Here is a 15,051-nt window from a genome sequence, read left to right on the forward strand (position 1 = left end):
CATGTCAGTAGCTGTTCGCATCATTCCCTGCCTCGACGTAGCTGATGGTCGAGTAGTCAAGGGGGTCAACTTCCTGAATCTGAAAGATCAGGGAGATCCTGTTGAGCTTGCTCGTTACTACTACGAGCAAGGTGCAGACGAGATTACGTTTCTCGACGTCAAAGCCACGGTAGAAAACCGTTCCACCATGTTTGACGTCGTTGCACGCACGGCAGATGCGGTTTTTATTCCATTGACAGTCGGTGGCGGTGTTCGCACCGTTGAGGATGTTGCCCAGTTACTCGCTCATGGTGCAGACAAGGTCGGCGTCAACAGCGCAGCCATTAAACGACCCGAGTTGGTGGATGAAATATCTGGCCGTTATGGAGCACAAGTACTTGTGCTGTCCTTGGACATCACTAGGTCAGCATCGACCCCATCTGGTTTCGTTGTGACGACTCATGGAGGTCGCGAACTCACAGACATTGACGCGCTTGAATGGGCTCGCGAGGCCATTAATCGAGGCGCTGGTGAGCTTCTGGTGAATTCAATTGATGCAGATGGAACTAAAGATGGTTTCGACCTCGAATTAATCTCTGCAATTCGAGAGATTAGTTCTGTCCCCATTATTGCCAGTGGAGGCGCCGGGTCAGCAGATGATTTTCCCCCTGCTATTTGCGCAGGAGCAGACGCAGCACTTGCTGCCAGTATTTTCCACTCCAAAGCTGTCACTATTGGAGAAGTAAAGTCAGTTTTGAAAAATGATGGGGTTGAGGTGCGATAAATGTCAGCTTTCGATCCATCCAGCTTGAAGTATGACTCGCAAGGTTTGATCCCCGCAATCATTCAAGATGTTTCCAACAACGATGTTCTGATGCTCGGATACATGAACCCTGAGGCAGTGCGAAGAACTCTCGCTGAAGGGCGAGTCACTTTCTGGTCTCGATCCCGCCAAGAGTATTGGCGAAAAGGTGACACTAGCGGTCACGCTCAATTCGTTCGTTCAGTGCACCACGACTGTGATGCTGATACTTTGCTCATCGGTGTTGAACAGATTGGTGCTGCGTGCCACACCGGATCACGCACTTGTTTTGAAGAATATGAGGTTGCCGCTGTCGACGAAGTTGACACTTCTGTGATTGGTCAGGGGGAGTAGTGGCTAAGTACGACACCAACTTGCAGTCTTTCAGCTCATTGCTTGCTGAGGGACACAAAGTAATTCCTGTCACCCGGTCACTTTTTGCAGATGCTGAAACCCCCATCAGCATTTATCGGAAGCTTGCTTCGGGTGTACCTGGCTCATTTCTACTCGAATCCGCAGAACAGGGCGGTATTTGGTCCAGATTCTCCTTCGTCGGGGTTTCGAGCTATGGAGTCATTACCGATCACGACGGAACTCCTCAGTGGCAAGATTATGGGCTGTCATCACAAGATGCCTTCGGCAGTGAGATCCCAGCGACAGGACTTAGCGCGTTGGATGCTCTTTACCGACGTTGGAAGACACCTCACATCGAGGGGATGCCTCCACTGACGGGTGCACTCGTAGGTTTTATCGGATGGGAAGCCATTCGAGAGTTGGAGAAACTTCCAAGTGAACCTCCTGCTGATTTCTCTATTCCTCGACAGGGTTTAAGTTTTTCACGCGAGGTCATCGTTCTCGATCACAAATTTGGAACAGTCACACTGATCTCCAACGTTCTTGTTCTGGGTGATTCACCTTCATCTGAAGAACTCTTCACCAGTGCACAAGCGCGATTGGATGATCTGCAACTCCGACTTTCCGTTCCTGGACCCGTCGGCTTGGCGCACATTGACCTTGATGCGGCCGCCAAACCGCGTCTTCGCACACCCAAACAGGATTTCCTTGACGCAGTAGTTGCTTCAAAGAAGCACATCGTCGATGGTGATGTGTTCCAGGTAGTGATCTCACAACGCTTCGATGCTGATAATTCAGCTTCTCCTGAAGATGTGTATCGCGTGCTCCGGAGCTTGAACCCTAGCCCATACATGTATTTGTTGGCGCTGGAAACTGTTGATGGTAATCCCTACTCAATTGTGGGTTCCAGCCCAGAGGCTCTTGTCAAGGTGTCCTCGGGGCGTGTCTTTACACACCCGATTGCAGGTTCGAGGCCACGGGGTGCAAATCCTGAACAAGATCTTGAATTAGAGACTGATCTGCTGGCAGATGACAAGGAACGTTCTGAGCACTTAATGCTTGTTGACCTTGCTCGTAATGATCTCTTGCGGGTCTGTGATGCTGGTTCAGTAGAGGTTACTGAGTTCATGCGCGTGGAACGTTTCTCGCACATCATGCACATCGTTAGTTCAGTTGAAGGAGACCTAGTTTCAGGAAAGGGTCCCGTTGATGTATTCCGGGCCACTTTTCCTGCAGGAACGCTCAGCGGCGCTCCTAAACCCCGAGCCCTCGAAATCATTGACGACCTCGAACCTGCTCAACGCGGCGTGTATGGGGGAGTAGTTGGATACTTTGACTTCGCAGGGGATGCTGATTTGGCTATCGCTATTCGCACGGTTGTACTCAAAGATGACAAGGCTTATGTCCAGGCAGGTGCTGGCCTCGTGATGGATTCAGTACCTGAAACCGAATATCTCGAAACTCAAAACAAGGCAGCTGCTCCCTTGCGTGCTGTGGCTATCGCTAACGCATTGAAGAAGGTGTGACCATGAACTACCGAAAGTTCAAGACATACTCTCTGTTTGCGGCTTTCGTCCTGTCAGCAGCCATTCTGATTAGCTGGTCACAAACATGGTTTTTCCTTGAAGTTACCTTTCCAACTGAGAATTCTGAGGGTCTGGCGGTATCCGGTCAGATAGCTGCACCAGGTTTGAGTGCATTTGGACTAGCTGGCTTTGCAATTACCGCAGCGCTTGCACTGTCATCAGTTGTCATTCGTCGAATACTGGGTGTTTTGCTCTTGGGACTTGGCATCGCTGTTGTGTTTATCGGCGTTTCTGCCTGGACTGACCCAGTTCTTACAGCAGCACCACAGCTGACTTCGTTGAGTGCAATCAGCGACATTGAAACTTTACGGACTTTCGTTCTTTCATCTTCGTTAACGGCTTGGCCGGGTATTTCCGTAGTTGCAGGAATCCTTCTTGTCCCTTTGGGAATCATCATTGTGTTCACCGCAGGTAAATGGGGTACCGGTAGTCGAAAGTTTGACAGAGTTGACCCAAGCAGCTCAGATTCAGTACAAGCAAAGCCTCGACAGAGCACCGTTGGAGAAAACAAAGATAGTTCCTCGGTAAATATTGACGCCTGGGACTCGTTGAGCCACGGAATCGACCCAACTATCAACTAGAATTTGAAGTGAAATTTTTACTGAGGAGTGACATGAGCAACGACATCGCTGATCCAGGAGAGGGCAACTCGCCCGCGGCATGGACCGCTGTAATTACCATGTTGGTATTTTTTGTCATTGGGACAACCGCATTCTTCCTCGCGATTGAATGGCTTGTCTGGGCTTCTGCCGTCGGAATTTTTGTCGGATGGGGACTTGGATTCCTTCTGGCAAAGCTTGGTTATGGTGTGAACGGTCCTAAGTTCACCCCCAAGCCACACCACTACTAAATGCTGTCCGACCTGACAGCTGGTGCACTGGCTGATGCGGCTGCACGTCGTGAATTTGTATCCTTTGCACAAGTTGAAGCAGCAGCATTAGCGCAGACTCCTGCACTGGATGGTCTTCAATTTCTTGCACCTAGCGATCACATCAAAGTGATTGCTGAAGTAAAAAGAGCAAGTCCATCTCGTGGCGACCTTGCCCCAATATCTGATCCCGCTGCACTTGCACGCACTTACGCTGCCAATGGCGCTTCTACTATCAGCGTCTTGACAGAAGGCCGGAAATTTAAAGGAACCCTTGATGATCTGCGTGCTGTCAGAGCCGAGGTTTCTGTTCCTGTCTTGCGTAAAGACTTCATTGCTGAAAAGTATCAAATCCTCGAAGCTCGTGCTGCTGGAGCCGATCTTGTTCTGCTCATTGTTGCTGCACTAGATCAAGAACTTCTGGCCGAACTGAACGCGTTCGCTCTCTCTTTGGGCCTTACCGTACTTGTCGAGACACACTCACGTGAAGAACTTCATCGTGCGCTAGATATTGATGCGAAGTTGATTGGTGTTAATGCGCGAAACTTAAGTACCTTTGAGCTTGATAGAGATCTCTTTGCTTCACTCGTTGGCGAGATTCCTGCTGGCGTCATCAAAGTGGCAGAATCAGCAGTACGAAACGCAACAGATGTTCAGCACTATCGAGACGCAGGTGCTGACGTCGTACTCGTAGGTGAAGCTCTCGTCACCTCTGACCCTGCAGCAACCCTCCAATCCTTCCTGGCGGTATAAATGGCTCTTCGCGATGAACTTGGTCCTTACTTTGGTGAATACGGCGGACGCTTTGTTCCCGAATCACTCATCGCTGCACTGGATGAGCTTTCAGCAGCCTATGAACTTGCCAAACTTGACCCCGGTTTTCAGCAGGAATTAGCGGATCTTCACCGCACCTATACAGGTCGGCCTTCCATCATTACGGAAGTTCCTCGTTTTGCGGAGCACGCCGGTGGTGCTCGTATTTTCCTCAAGCGGGAAGATCTCAACCACACTGGCAGTCACAAAATCAACAATGTTTTGGGGCAAGCCCTCTTAGCAAAGCGATTGGGAAAGACACGCATTATTGCAGAAACCGGTGCAGGCCAACATGGTGTTGCCAGCGCCACTGCAGCTGCCCTGTTTGGTCTGGAATGTGTTGTCTACATGGGTGAAGTTGACACTGAGCGTCAGGCGCTCAATGTGGCACGCATGCGTTTGCTCGGCGCCACAGTCATTCCGGTCACCACCGGTTCTCGCACCCTCAAAGATGCCATCAATGAGGCACTTCGTGACTGGGTTGCCAACGTTGACACCACGCACTATTTGCTCGGTACTGTAGCTGGACCTCACCCGTTCCCTGTCATGGTCCGTGATTTCCACAAGATTATTGGTGAAGAAGCTCGTGAACAGATGCTTGATATCACTGGACAACTTCCTACCGCTGTCGCTGCTTGCGTTGGTGGTGGTTCAAACGCCATTGGTATCTTCCATGCTTTCCTAGACGACCCCACGGTTGGTCTGTATGGTTTTGAAGCAGCGGGTCGCGGTGTAGACACACCTGAACACGCTGCAACGATCACCAAGGGTCGCCCCGGTGTTCTACACGGCGCTCGTTCCTACATGCTCCAAGACGAAGATGGACAGACAATCGAGTCTCACTCCATCTCTGCCGGTTTGGACTATCCCGGTGTCGGTCCAGAGCATTCCTGGTTGAATGACATTGGTCGAGCACACTATCGCCCCATCACGGATGCAGAGGCAATGGATGCCCTCCGACTATTAGCTCGCACCGAAGGAATCATTCCCGCTATCGAAACTGCACACGGCCTTGCAGGTGCTCTGCAGCTAGGTAAAGAGCTTGGTCCTGATGCGATAATTTTGGTGAATAATTCTGGTCGTGGAGACAAAGACATGGAAACAGCTGCTAAGTACTTCGGCATTCTAGATGGGGGAGCAGCATGAGTTCGAAGGTTGAAGCAGCTATTTCCGCTAAAGGCAAGGTGCTAATTGGCTACCTTCCTGTTGGTTTCCCCACGCTCGAACAAAGTATTGAAGCTGCAGTAGCTCTCGTTGAAAGTGGTGTAGACGTCCTCGAGTTGGGTGTTCCTTACTCTGATCCTGTCATGGATGGTTTGGTCATTCAGGAAGCTACTCAGGTTGCTTTGGCAAACGGATTCAAATTGCCTCAAGCCATCGAAGCAGTGAAGCAAATCACCGCTCGTGTTGATATTCCTGTTCTATTGATGACCTATTTCAACCCGGTTATTCAATATGGCGTGGACAAGTTTGCGTCTGATCTTGCTGCTGCTGGTGGTGCGGGTCTTATTACTCCCGACCTCATCCCAGATGAAGCAGGAGAGTGGCTTGCTGCTGCAGAAAAATATGACCTAGATCGCGTGTTCTTGGCAGCTCCGTCCTCCACAGATGAACGTCTTGCACAGGCGGTACAGAACAGTCGAGGATTTGTTTATGCGGTTTCAACGATGGGGATTACTGGGGCCCGACAAGACGTAGATGTCGCTGCGAAATCTCTCGTTGCACGGCTTCGCACAGTTGGAGCTACCCACGTCGGCGTCGGGGTAGGCATTTCAAACGGCGCCCAGGTGAGCGAGGTATTGGCTTACGGCGATGGTGCGATTGTCGGTTCTGCTCTTGTCAAGTCTCTGAACGATGGCGGTATTGATTCACTTCGGTCCGTTGCAGAAGAACTCGCTCGAGGGAAATAACCTATTGCTCTCTTTCCAACCTAAACTGGCATTGTGCATCTGATTACAAGTATTCCAAGCCCCTCGATTCAATATTTCGAGCTAGGTCCACTTCGCGTTCACATTTATGCGCTGTGTATTCTTGCCGGCATTGCCTTGGCAGCGTGGATTACAGATGCACGCCTTACCAAGCGTGGCGCTGAACGAGGTGTTGTCCTAGACATCATCTTGTGGGCAGTGCCGCTAGGGATCATTGGCGCTCGTTTTTATCACGTCTTCACCCACCCCGCTGACTATTTTTATGAGGGTGCAGATCTGATGAAAGTCTTCTTTATCTGGGAAGGTGGAAACGCTATCTTCGGCTCACTCTTAGGTGGAGCAGTTGGAGCGTGGATCGGCTGTAAGCAAACCGGTATTCGTTTCTGGTCATTCGCAGACGCACTTGCACCTGCGATGTTGATTGCACAAGCAACTGGCCGTTTAGGAAACTACTTCAACCATGAACTTTTCGGTCAGCCCACCACGTTGCCTTGGGGCCTTGAAATCGAATCAACCAACCCAGCATTCCCTGTTGGATTGCCCGAAGGCACCTTGTTCCACCCGATGTTTCTCTATGAAATTCTGTGGAATCTGTTGGGAGTGTTTGTCATCCTTGCACTCGAACGCAAGTTCTACCTTCGTTGGGGTAAAGCATTTGGTGTGTATTTGATTTGGTATGGGATTGGTAGATCTGTTTTCGAGACATATCGCCTGGATTCGAGTGAAACGTTCTTCTCTATCCGTACCAATGTGTGGGCGGCCCTCCTAGCTGTTTTAGTCGGTGTGTTGATTATTCTCATTCAGAACCGTCGGCACTCAGGTAAAGAGCCCAGTGTCTACGTAGAGGGCGGTCCTGCTGTAAAGTTGGACAAGTAAGTTATTTCAGTCGGATCCGGGCAAAGATGCCCCCGTTATCGATGTAACTTCGACACTTCGCCCCGCCACAAGCGGCAAGGAAGTTCCCACGAGCGACAAACTCCCACGTTCCACTATTCCTGATGACTTAAGGGCCAACGTTGTCCCTCCCGATTAACGGTTTCGAGAGGAGGGTTCCATGTCGCTAGCGACTCCCCATCAACGCTTTTCATTGGCACCCACTGCCCAAGGTCTTTATGACCCCGCACTAGAAAAAGACGCCTGTGGTTTAGCCATGGTCGCAACTTTGCGAGGCATTCCTGGGCACGACATCATTGATGTCGCATTGAGTTCTCTTCGTAACCTCGAGCACCGAGGTGCTGTTGGATCTGATGCTGGTACTGGTGACGGGGCCGGTATTTTGACTCAGATTCCTGATGCGTTCTTGCGTGAAGTCGTTGACTTCGAGCTTCCTTCTGCTGGTACTTATGCCGTTGGTAACGCATTTCTTCCTTTGAAAGAATCCGAACGAGCAGCGATTCAAGCTCGCTTTGCTGAAATTGCACACAGCGAAGGACTCAAGGTTTTAGGGTGGCGTGTTGTTCCAACTGCTCCTGAGAACCTCGGAAAGCTCGCACGCGAAGCGATGCCTGCTATTGAACAGGCTTTCGTCACATCTTCTTCAGGAGACCTTTTCGGCATCGAACTGGACCGCCTGATTTACCGTTTACGCAAGCGCGTTGAACGTGAATGTGAAATCTATTTTGCATCTTTGTCTTCGCGCACCCTTGTTTACAAGGGCATGGTTACCACCTTGCAGCTGGAGCCTTTCTATCCAGATCTCAGTGATGTGCGTTTTGCTTCCACTCTCGCTCTGGTGCACTCTCGTTATTCCACGAACACCTTCCCCTCGTGGCCGCTGGCACACCCATTCCGTTTCATCTGTCACAACGGTGAAATCAACACTGTTCAGGGAAACCGTAACTGGATGCGTGCCCGTCAGTCGCAGTTAGAGTCCGAACTCCTTGGCGACATGAAGGATTTACTACCTATATGCACCCCTGGCGCTTCGGACAGTGCATCTTTCGACGAGGTAGTTGAACTTCTCACTTTGGCTGGCCGTTCACTTCCTCACGCAATCATGATGATGGTTCCCGAGGCATGGGAAAACCAGCCAGATATGGATCCCACACGTCGTGCGTTCTACGAGTACCACTCCTCCTTGATGGAGCCTTGGGATGGTCCTGCAGCAATCTGCTTTACTGACGGTTCTCTTGTTGGAGCAACGCTGGACCGTAACGGTTTGCGCCCTGGACGTTACCTTGTTACCGATGACGGTCTCATTGTCGTGGGTTCTGAAATTGGCGTTTACGACGTTGACCCCGCAAAGGTTGTTCAGAAGGGCCGTTTACAGCCAGGCAAGATGTTATTGGTCGACACCGTTGCCGGTCGCATCATCTCCGATGATGAAATCAAGAGCGAACTCGCCGCTTCTGGTCCCTGGCAGGAATGGATTGACCAGTCGCGTATTGACCTCGAAGAACTCCCCGAGCGTGAGCACATTGCTCACACCCGTAGCTCGGTTATTCGTCGTCAGCGCACTTTCGGATACACCGAAGAAGAACTACGCATCATGCTTGCTCCTATGGCAAAAACCGGTGCAGAGCCTCTCGGTGCTATGGGAACAGATACTCCTATTGCTGTTCTTTCTTCTCGTCCACGTTTACTTTTCGATTACTTTGTTCAGCAGTTTGCACAAGTAACCAATCCCCCTCTTGACTCCATTCGTGAAGAGGTTGTGACCAGCCTGAAGTTGGGTTTGGGTCCCGAGCGAAACTTGCTAGCTGCCGGTCCCGAGCACACTGAACAGGTTGTTCTCGATTTCCCTGTGATTGATAACGATCAACTGGCAAAGGTTCTCCACATTCGTGGAAAGAACGGTGCCCGTGAAGGAATCAAGCTCAAAGGACTTTACAAAGTCAATAAGGGTCCTCGTGCCATGGAGAAGCGCCTAGCGCAGCTCTGTGAAGAAGTAGATGAGGCAATTGCTCAGGGCATCAAGTTCATCGTGCTTTCTGACCGTGACTCGAACTCAGATATGGCCCCCATTCCATCCTTGATGATGGTTTCGACGGTTCATCACCACCTGATTCGTACTGAAAACCGCACCAAAGTTGGCATTGTTGTTGAAGCCGGTGACGTTCGTGAAGTTCACCATGTCGCTGTATTGCTGGGTTATGGTGCTTCTGCTGTCAACCCCTACCTCGCGATGGAAACGTGCGAGCAATTAGTCCGTGATGAATTCATCACGGGTGTGACGACGGAGAAGGCAACCAAGAACGTCATCAAGGCACTCGGTAAGGGTGTTCTGAAGGTGATGTCGAAGATGGGTATTTCAACCGTCTCGTCCTACACCGGCGCGCAGACCTTCGAAGCAGTTGGTCTCTCTCAGGAGTTTGTTGACCAGTACTTCACTGGAACCACCAGCAAGCTTGGGGGAGTGGGCATCGATGTTATTGCTGCTGAAAACCTTGCTCGCCATGCTTCTGCCTACCCCTCCGATGGTGCGCCGCTGACAACTGAGCGTTTGACCACTGGTGGCGAGTTCCAGTGGCGTCGCGATGGAGCACCGCACTTGTTCAACCCTGAAACTGTGTTCAAGCTTCAGCACTCCACACGTGAACGTCGTTTCGACACATTCCGTGAGTACACCAAGCTGGTCGACGATCAGACTCGTGAACTGATGACCCTTCGAGGTCTCTTCACCCTCGAAACAGGCAAGCGTAACCCTGTGCCTCTCGATGAAGTTGAATCAGTAGAGTCAATCGTGAAACGCTTCTCAACTGGTGCGATGAGCTATGGCTCGATTTCACCTGAGGCTCACGAGACACTCGCAATTGCGATGAACTCTATTGGTGCCAAGAGCAACACCGGTGAGGGTGGTGAAGACGTTGCCCGTCTTCTTGACCCCACACGCCGTTCTGCCATCAAGCAGGTTGCTTCTGGTCGTTTTGGTGTCACCAGCATGTATCTCACTCACGCTGATGACATTCAGATCAAGATGGCACAAGGTGCTAAGCCTGGTGAAGGAGGACAGCTCCCCAACAACAAGGTTTACCCTTGGATTGCGCGCACACGTCACGCAACCGCCGGCGTCGGTTTGATTTCTCCACCTCCACATCACGACATTTACTCCATTGAAGACCTCAAGCAATTGATCTTCGATGTGAAGCGCGCTAACCCCGCTGCTCGCGTGCATGTGAAGCTCGTGAGCCAGTCCGGTATTGGTGCTGTTGCTGCGGGTGTTTCTAAGGCCCTTGCTGACGTCGTTCTGATTTCAGGCCACGACGGTGGTACAGGTGCAAGCCCACTGAACTCCCTCAAGCACGCTGGAACGCCGTGGGAGCTAGGTCTAGCTGAAGCCCAGCAGACTCTGATGCTCAACGGCATGCGTGACCGTGTATCCGTTCAGGTAGATGGTCAGCTCAAGACCGGCCGCGACGTTATTGTTGCTGCACTCCTGGGGGCTGAAGAGTTTGGTTTCGCAACCGCGCCGCTTGTGGTCTCAGGCTGCATCATGATGCGTGTGTGTCACCTTGACACCTGCCCTGTTGGTGTTGCAACACAGAACCCTGAGCTTCGTGCACGCTTCACGGGTAAGCCAGAGTTCGTGGTTAACTTCTTTGAGTTCATCGCTCAGGAAGTTCGTGAATACCTTGCAGAGCTGGGCTATCGCAGCCTTGACGAAATCATTGGTCGTAATGATCTCTTGAATGTCAATGATGCAGTTGAACACTGGAAATCTGAGGGTCTAGACCTTGAGCCCATTCTTGTTGGACCAAAGTTCCTTGCAGACGAACCTCGTATTCGTGCACGTGCACAGGACCACGAACTCGAAGAACACTTCGACAACGAGCTCATTAACCTGTCTCGTGCTGCATTGTCTGAGGGGAAGCCTGTCTCGATTGAGCTTCCTATCCGCAATACAGAACGTGCTGTGGGAACCATGCTTGGCCACGAATTGACTAAGAAGTATGGTCAGGACGCTTTGCCACATGGAACCATTGACATCACGCTAACCGGTACAGCTGGTCAGTCTTTCGGTGCCTTCGTTCCTGCAGGAATCACCTTGCGCTTGGTTGGAGACTCAAACGATTATGTAGGTAAGGGACTTTCTGGCGGCACTATCGTTGTGAAGCCTTCACCTTCCGCAACGTTTGCTCCGGAAGAGAACGTTATTGCTGGAAACGTTATTGGTTATGGCGCTACCAGCGGTTCTATCTTCATCAGCGGTCTTGTTGGTGAACGCTTCTTGGTTCGTAACTCTGGTGCAACCGCTGTTGCCGAGGGTGTGGGGGACCACGCGCTTGAATACATGACCGGTGGACTTGCCGTCATTCTCGGTTCTACGGGTCGCAACCTCGGTGCTGGCATGTCTGGTGGCATTGCCTACGTACATTCACTAGACCCCTATAACGTCAATGCAGATTCGCTTGGTTCTGGCGAGCTTCGTTTAGAGAAGTTGGGAAGCGCAGATGCAGAAATCCTCAAGGACATCCTCGAATCTCATCTTGCAGAGACAGGGTCACCACGAGCTGCTTCACTTCTTGCCCACTTTGAGAAATCGGTTAAGGACTTCACCAAGGTTGTTCCGCGAGATTACGCGGCGGTATTAGAAGTACGTCAGGATGCTGAGAAAGCAGGTATTGACCCAGACGGGGATGCAACCTGGCAAAAAATTATGGAGGTGACCGGTGGCTGATCCCAAAGGTTTCTTAAACACTCGTCAACGTGAACTTCCAGCTCGTCGCCCCGTTCCCATCAGACTCATGGACTGGAAAGAGGTCTATGAAGCAGGTGATCGTGAAACGCTAGTGCGTCAAGCAGGCCGCTGCATGGATTGTGGAATTCCGTTCTGTCACCAGGGATGCCCTCTAGGGAACCTTATTCCCGAATGGAATGACCTCACCTGGCGAGGAGATGACAAAGATGCAATTGATCGCCTTCATGCGACCAATAACTTCCCAGAATTCACTGGACGCCTGTGTCCTGCACCCTGTGAATCTTCCTGTGTATTGAGCATAAACCAGCCTGCTGTGACCATCAAACAGGTTGAAGTATCCATCATTGATAAGGCCTTCGATGAAGGGTGGGTTACACCTCTCATTCCAGAACGTCTTTCAGGTAAAACTGTTGCTGTAGTTGGCTCAGGACCTGCAGGTCTTGCAGCTGCACAGCAGCTCACGCGTGCCGGTCACACAGTTGCTGTGTATGAACGTGACGAAAAGATCGGCGGTCTTCTCCGTTACGGTATTCCAGATTTCAAAATGGAAAAGATCCACATCGATCGACGTCTAGAGCAGATGGAAGCAGAAGGTACGCGTTTCCGCCCTGGCATCAACATCGGCACAGACATTACCTGGGAAGACCTACGCAAACGTTATGACGCAGTTGTGATTGCAACAGGAGCCATGGTTCCTCGTGATCTTCCCATCCCGGGTCGTGACCTCAACGGTGTTCACTTCGCTATGGATTATCTTGCACAGTCCAACCGTGCAGTTGATGGTCAGGATGTTCCCAACCAGATTCACGCTCAGGGCAAGCACGTTGTAATTTTGGGTGGCGGTGACACCGGTGCTGACTGTATAGGTACTGCTCACCGTCACCAGGCAGCCTCGGTGACCAACTTGGCTATTGGCAAGCAACCACCAACAGAGCGCCCTGATTCTCAACCGTGGCCAACGTTTCCCAACCTTTTTGAAGTTGCAAGTGCACACGAAGAGGGTGGTACTCGTGAGTACCTTGTCTCAACCGTTGAGTTCTTGGGCGATAAAGACGGCAATGTTCGTGCTGTACGAGTAGCTGAGACTGAATTCGTCGATGGTGCCCGTGTTCCTAAGGCGGGTACTGAAAGAGAAATCCCTGCAGATTTGGTCCTCCTAGCGCTCGGATTTACTGGCCCAGAAGGTGACATTGCCAACTCAGAACTTAGCGTAAGCTTCAACCAGCGTGGAAACATCAATCGTGATGATCACTATGCAACCGCAGAACCTGGAGTTTTTGTTGCTGGTGATGCTGGGCGCGGACAATCTCTGATTGTCTGGGCTATCGCCGAGGGTCGCGCGGCTGCAGCAGCAGTTGACCGCTACCTTGAAGGTGAAACGTTGCTTCCAGCTCCGGTAGCACCCACAGACCGCGGCTTCGCGGTTTAGTACGATAGTTGTGTCGCAACTCCCTCCTGCGACCAGGCACCACTGAAACGAAAGAGACATTTCATGAGACGCGCCAAAATCGTTGCGACCTTAGGTCCAGCAACTTCTAGCTATGAAAGCCTGAAGTCAATCATCGAAGCTGGTGTGGACGTAGCTCGTATGAACCTCTCACACGGTTCCTACGACGTTCACGAAGAGGTTTATCGCAACGTACGCAAGGCTGCTAAAGATGTAGGCAAGCCCGTTGCCGTCCTTGTTGATCTCCAAGGACCCAAGATTCGACTCGGCAAGTTTGAAGCTGGACCCTACGACCTCGCAGAAGGCGACATCTTCAAGATAACCATTGAAGACATCGTTGGGAATAAGGAGATCAGCTCCACTACTTTTAAGGGCCTTCCTCAGGACGTCAAGCCAGGCGATCCACTCCTGATTGATGACGGTAAGGTCACACTCCGCGTTCTGGAAACCGATGGAACCGTAGTCACCACAGTTGTTGAGGTTCCTGGGCCTGTTTCCAACAACAAAGGAATCAACCTTCCCGGTGTAGCAGTGAACGTTCCTGCGCTGTCTGACAAAGACGAAGCCGACCTGCGTTGGGGTCTCCGTTTGGGTGCGGATTTCATTGCGTTGAGCTTCGTTCGTGATGCTGCAGACATCAAGCGTGTCCACGAAATCATGGACGAAGAAGGTGTTCGTCTTCCTGTCATTGCCAAGGTTGAGAAGCCACAAGCAGTCGATAACTTAGAAGAAATCGTTGATGCGTTTGACGCCATCATGGTTGCTCGAGGCGACCTCGGTGTCGAGCTTCCTTTAGAGGCTGTTCCTATTGTTCAAAAGCGTGCCGTCGAACTCGCACGCCGTTGGGCCAAGCCTGTCATTGTGGCAACTCAAGTACTTGAATCCATGATCTCGAGCCCACGCCCGACCCGTGCAGAAGCCTCCGACTGCGCTAACGCTGTTCTAGATGGAACAGACGCAGTCATGCTTTCTGGTGAAACCAGTGTCGGTGAATTCCCCACAATCACCGTTGCCACAATGGCACGCATCATTGAATCCACAGAAGACCACGGTATTGAGCGTATTCCTGCGCTTGGCACCAAGCCTCGCACCCAGGGTGGAGCAATAACTTTGGCTGCAAAGGAAGTTGCTGAATTCGTTGATGCAAAGTACCTCTGTGTCTTTACCGAATCTGGTGATTCTGCTCGTCGCATGGCCCGCCTGCGTTCAGACATCCCCATGATTGTTCTGACTCCTCATGAACACATTCGTCGCCGCATGGCTCTGACGTGGGGCGTCAAATCTTACTTGGTTGATGCAGTGACACACACTGACCAGATGTTTGGTCAGGTAGATGACCTTCTTCTGGGTGAAGGACTGGCAGAAGCAGGCGACAAGGTCGTCGTTATTGCTGGATCCCCTCCCGGAATTGCAGGTTCTACCAACGACCTTCGTGTTCACAAAGTAGGGGATGCACGTAACGCAGCGGCTCCCGCATACGAAAACCTCTAGAACACAATAGAAAAGCCCCTCATTTGAGGGGCTTTTCTTGTTTGTGCCGAATGTGGGACTTGAACCCACACGTCCGAAGACAAAGCATTTTGAGTGCTCCGCGTCTGCCATTCCGCCAATTCGGCTCTTAACATCTATAAGAATA

Annotated in this window: 12 protein-coding genes and 1 tRNA gene; 12 read left to right on the forward strand and 1 reads right to left on the reverse strand. The window is 51.4% G+C overall.

What is annotated here, in order from left to right; genetic code table 11:
- Position 1 precedes the first annotated feature (1 nt).
- The 12 genes from hisF to pyk all read left to right on the forward strand — a co-directional run bounded on the left by hisF (position 2) and on the right by pyk (position 14,906).
- Positions 2-763 carry an imidazole glycerol phosphate synthase subunit HisF gene (gene hisF, locus AUMI_RS02830; RefSeq protein WP_096381091.1) on the forward strand — a complete coding sequence of 254 codons (762 nt, stop codon included), beginning with the start codon at positions 2-4 and terminating at the stop codon, positions 761-763.
- A complete protein-coding gene (gene hisI / locus AUMI_RS02835) occupies positions 764-1,135 on the forward strand; it encodes a phosphoribosyl-AMP cyclohydrolase (protein WP_096381093.1) in 372 nt (123 codons plus the stop codon).
- Positions 1,135-2,661 (forward strand): anthranilate synthase component I, encoded by a 1,527-nt coding sequence (locus AUMI_RS02840; RefSeq protein ID WP_096381096.1) that lies wholly within the window; start codon positions 1,135-1,137, stop codon positions 2,659-2,661. The genes hisI and AUMI_RS02840 overlap by 1 nt, the downstream gene beginning before the upstream one ends.
- Positions 2,662-2,663: 2 nt before the next feature.
- Entirely contained in the window at positions 2,664-3,302 is a 639-nt protein-coding gene (locus tag AUMI_RS02845) for a Trp biosynthesis-associated membrane protein (RefSeq protein ID WP_148664045.1), read from the forward strand.
- A 32-nt stretch (positions 3,303-3,334) separates the two neighbouring features.
- On the forward strand, positions 3,335-3,571 hold the full coding sequence (locus AUMI_RS02850; protein WP_096381100.1) for a DUF6704 family protein: 237 nt from the start codon (positions 3,335-3,337) through the stop codon (positions 3,569-3,571).
- Positions 3,572-4,342, forward strand: coding sequence for an indole-3-glycerol phosphate synthase TrpC (trpC, locus tag AUMI_RS02855; RefSeq protein ID WP_096381102.1), 771 nt, complete (start codon positions 3,572-3,574; stop codon positions 4,340-4,342).
- On the forward strand, positions 4,343-5,548 hold the full coding sequence (gene trpB / locus AUMI_RS02860) for a tryptophan synthase subunit beta (RefSeq protein ID WP_096381105.1): 1,206 nt from the start codon (positions 4,343-4,345) through the stop codon (positions 5,546-5,548).
- Positions 5,545-6,312 (forward strand): tryptophan synthase subunit alpha, encoded by a 768-nt coding sequence (trpA, locus tag AUMI_RS02865; RefSeq protein WP_096381107.1) that lies wholly within the window; start codon positions 5,545-5,547, stop codon positions 6,310-6,312. Before trpB ends, trpA begins: the two co-directional genes overlap by 4 nt.
- Before the next feature lie 33 nt (positions 6,313-6,345).
- Positions 6,346-7,206 carry a prolipoprotein diacylglyceryl transferase gene (gene lgt / locus AUMI_RS02870; protein ID WP_096381110.1) on the forward strand — a complete coding sequence of 287 codons (861 nt, stop codon included), beginning with the start codon at positions 6,346-6,348 and terminating at the stop codon, positions 7,204-7,206.
- Between the two features lie 178 nt (positions 7,207-7,384).
- Positions 7,385-11,947, forward strand: a complete 4,563-nt coding sequence (gene gltB, locus AUMI_RS02875; protein ID WP_096381112.1) for a glutamate synthase large subunit — start codon at positions 7,385-7,387, stop codon at positions 11,945-11,947.
- Positions 11,940-13,397, forward strand: coding sequence for a glutamate synthase subunit beta (locus tag AUMI_RS02880; RefSeq protein WP_096381115.1), 1,458 nt, complete (start codon positions 11,940-11,942; stop codon positions 13,395-13,397). The genes gltB and AUMI_RS02880 overlap by 8 nt, the downstream gene beginning before the upstream one ends.
- Before the next feature lie 63 nt (positions 13,398-13,460).
- Positions 13,461-14,906 (forward strand): pyruvate kinase, encoded by a 1,446-nt coding sequence (gene pyk, locus AUMI_RS02885; protein ID WP_096381117.1) that lies wholly within the window; start codon positions 13,461-13,463, stop codon positions 14,904-14,906.
- Positions 14,907-14,950: 44 nt separating this feature from the next.
- Here the strand turns inward: pyk and AUMI_RS02890 are convergent.
- A tRNA-Leu gene (locus AUMI_RS02890) sits at positions 14,951-15,031 on the reverse strand.
- Between the last annotated feature and the right edge of the window lie 20 nt (positions 15,032-15,051).

It is taken from the genome of Aurantimicrobium minutum (assembly GCF_002355535.1).
Taxonomy (GTDB): Bacteria; Actinomycetota; Actinomycetes; order Actinomycetales; family Microbacteriaceae; genus Aurantimicrobium; species Aurantimicrobium minutum.

Excerpts from the sequence above, each read along its gene's own strand:
- hisI (WP_096381093.1), top strand. The coding sequence starts at position 764 with ATGTCAGCTTTCGATCCATCCAGCTTGAAGTATGACTCGCAAGGTTTG.
- trpC (WP_096381102.1), top strand. The coding sequence starts at position 3,572 with ATGCTGTCCGACCTGACAGCTGGTGCACTGGCTGATGCGGCTGCACGT.
- AUMI_RS02850 (WP_096381100.1), top strand. The coding sequence starts at position 3,335 with ATGAGCAACGACATCGCTGATCCAGGAGAGGGCAACTCGCCCGCGGCA.
- AUMI_RS02845 (WP_148664045.1), top strand. The coding sequence starts at position 2,664 with ATGAACTACCGAAAGTTCAAGACATACTCTCTGTTTGCGGCTTTCGTC.
- gltB (WP_096381112.1), top strand. The coding sequence starts at position 7,385 with ATGTCGCTAGCGACTCCCCATCAACGCTTTTCATTGGCACCCACTGCC.
- trpB (WP_096381105.1), top strand. The coding sequence starts at position 4,343 with ATGGCTCTTCGCGATGAACTTGGTCCTTACTTTGGTGAATACGGCGGA.
- hisF (WP_096381091.1), top strand. The coding sequence starts at position 2 with ATGTCAGTAGCTGTTCGCATCATTCCCTGCCTCGACGTAGCTGATGGT.
- pyk (WP_096381117.1), top strand. The coding sequence starts at position 13,461 with ATGAGACGCGCCAAAATCGTTGCGACCTTAGGTCCAGCAACTTCTAGC.
- trpA (WP_096381107.1), top strand. The coding sequence starts at position 5,545 with ATGAGTTCGAAGGTTGAAGCAGCTATTTCCGCTAAAGGCAAGGTGCTA.